Annotated in this window: 2 protein-coding genes; one reads left to right on the forward strand and one right to left on the reverse strand. The window is 63.3% G+C overall.

Going from position 1 to position 1,260, the window contains the following annotated elements; all coding sequences use genetic code 11:
• The coding region (locus tag EN969_RS31580; RefSeq protein ID WP_164758690.1) for an alcohol dehydrogenase catalytic domain-containing protein at positions 1 to 551 on the reverse strand (551 nt) is incomplete at its 3' end.
• Positions 552 to 678: 127 nt separating this feature from the next.
• On the opposite strand from EN969_RS31580, the gene EN969_RS31585 reads away from it, so the two are divergent.
• A partial coding sequence (locus tag EN969_RS31585) for a LysR family transcriptional regulator (RefSeq protein ID WP_164758691.1) occupies positions 679 to 1,260 on the forward strand: 582 nt, incomplete at its 3' end.

The following is a 1,260-nucleotide window of genomic DNA, read 5'->3' on the forward strand; positions in this document are numbered from 1 at the left end:
GCGAACTGCAGCGCAAACAGCGACACGCCGCCGGTGCCCTGGATCAGAATGGTCTGACCCGGCACCGGTTTGGTCGCCTCGGCCATGGCGAACCAGGCCGTCAGCGCCGCGATCGGCAATGTCGCGGCCTCGATGTCGCCGAGCGACAGCGGCGCCAGCACCGCGGCGTCCTCGCCGAAGATGACATGATCGGAAAGCATACCCGACAGCGACGACCCCAGCGTGTGCTTATGCAGCACCGGCGGTGCGTCGCCATCCGGCCAATCGGCGATCACCTGGCCAAGCACGCGCTGGCCGACCTGAAAGCGGCTGACGGCACTGCCGACGGACACCACTTCGCCCACCGCGTCGGATGTCGGCACGAAGGGAAAGGCAAGGTCGGGGATCAGCACGCCGTCCACGATCATCTTGTCCTTGTAGTTGAGCGATACGGCCTTGGTCCGGACCAGCAAATCGTGCGGCCCTGGCTCGGGCACCTTGCCTTCCACCTGGCTTAGCCTCGACAGGCCAAAACCGCTCATCTGCCAGGATCTGTTGATTGGGGTGCTCATGTCGTCTCGCGCTCCGTGCATTGATGCCAGGCGAGACATTTATGCCTTTCGATTATAGAAAATAGTGCTTCCGTGCGGTATAATTTGACACTGATTGCGGACTAAAAGTCGACAATAGGAAATCGCCATGGAAACGGCCGACCTGCAAGGCACCGTCGCGTTTGTGCAGGCGGTGGAGGCCGGCAGCTTCACTAGCGCCGGCGAGCGGCTGCATGTGACGAAGTCGGCGATCGGCAAATCGATCGCGCAGCTGGAGCAGAGGCTCGGCGTTCGCTTGTTGAACCGCACCACCCGCAGTCTCAGTCCGACCAGCGAAGGCATCAGCTACTATGAAGCCTGCGTCCGGGCCCTGGCCGAGATCGAAGCCGCACAGTCGCTGCTCGCCTCGCGTCGGCAGGTCCCGTCTGGCCGGCTTCGGGTCGACGTGCCGCTGGCCTTCGGCCGACGCTGCGTCGCTCCCGTGCTGTTCGAGATTTCGAGGAAATTTCCGGACCTGACGGTGGAAGTCTCCTTCAATGACCGCCGCGTCGACCTGATCGAGGAGGGTATCGACCTGGCGATCCGCATGGGCGAACTCGACGACAGCCTGTCGCTTGCGGCCAGGCGCCTCTATGCTCAGCGCTCGGCCATATGCGCGGCTCCCGACTATCTCGACAGGCATGGCCGGCCGCAATCGGTCGAGGATCTCGCCGATCACAGCGACATTGGA

Source organism: Mesorhizobium sp. M7A.F.Ca.CA.003.01.2.1 (assembly GCF_003998945.1).
GTDB classification, from domain to species: domain Bacteria; phylum Pseudomonadota; class Alphaproteobacteria; order Rhizobiales; family Rhizobiaceae; genus Mesorhizobium; species Mesorhizobium ciceri.